The sequence below is a fragment of the Thermaerobacillus caldiproteolyticus genome (assembly GCF_013761245.1).
Classification (GTDB): domain Bacteria; phylum Bacillota; class Bacilli; order Bacillales; family Anoxybacillaceae; genus Thermaerobacillus; species Thermaerobacillus caldiproteolyticus.
This window is the reverse complement of the sequence record NZ_JACDUT010000030.1, coordinates 1-1,148: the sequence shown is the minus strand read 5'-3', so window position 1 is coordinate 1,148 and position 1,148 is coordinate 1. Positions and strand designations below refer to the sequence as shown.

At 52.8% G+C, this 1,148-nt stretch carries 1 rRNA gene; it reads right to left on the bottom strand.

The window, feature by feature from the left end:
* Positions 1-1,088, bottom strand: a 23S ribosomal RNA gene (locus tag HNR31_RS18410); the annotation flags it as partial.
* Positions 1,089-1,148: the final 60 nt, after the last annotated feature.

The following is a 1,148-nucleotide window of genomic DNA, read 5'->3' as shown; positions in this document are numbered from 1 at the left end:
GGCAACTCCACATCCTTTTCCACTTAACGTACACTTGGGGACCTTAGCTGGTGATCTGGGCTGTTTCCCTTTTGACCACGGATCTTATCACTCGTAGTCTGACTCCCAAGGATAAGTCATTGGCATTCGGAGTTTGACTGAGTTCGGTAACCCGATGAGGGCCCCTAGCCCAATCAGTGCTCTACCTCCAAGACTCTTCCCTTGAGGCTAGCCCTAAAGCTATTTCGGGGAGAACCAGCTATCTCCAAGTTCGATTGGCATTTCACCCCTACCCACACCTCATCCCCGCACTTTTCAACGTGCGTGGGTTCGGGCCTCCAGTAGGTGTTACCCTACCTTCACCCTGGACATGGGTAGATCACCTGGTTTCGGGTCTACGACGACGTACTCAACGCCCTATTCAGACTCGCTTTCGCTACGGCTCCGTCTCTTCGACTTAACCTTGCACGTCATCGTAACTCGCCGGTTCATTCTACAAAAGGCACGCCATCACCCGTAAATGGGCTCTGACTACTTGTAGGCACACGGTTTCAGGTTCTCTTTCACTCCCCTTCCGGGGTGCTTTTCACCTTTCCCTCACGGTACTGGTTCGCTATCGGTCACTAGGGAGTATTTAGCCTTGGGAGATGGTCCTCCCTGCTTCCGACGGGATTTCCCGTGTCCCGCCGTACTCAGGATCCACTCAGGAGGGAACGAAGTTTCGACTACAGGGCTATTACCTCCTCTGGCGGGCCTTTCCAGACCGCTTCGTCTACTCCGTTCCTTTGTCACTCCGTATTGAGTGTCCTACAACCCCAAGAGGCAAGCCTCTTGGTTTGGGCTGTTCCCGTTTCGCTCGCCGCTACTCAGGGAATCGCTGTTGCTTTCTTCTCCTCCGGGTACTTAGATGTTTCAGTTCCCCGGGTGTGCCCTCCATACCCTATGGATTCAGGTATGGATACTGTCCCATTACGGACAGTGGGTTCCCCCATTCGGACATCTCCGGATCAACGCTTACTTACAGCTCCCCGAAGCATTTCGGTGTTTGTCCCGTCCTTCATCGGCTCCTAGTGCCAAGGCATCCACCGTGCGCCCTTTCTCACTTAACCTGTGAATCGAGCTTCACTTCTTTCATGAATACCTTTGTTATCTAGTTTTCAAAGAACAAA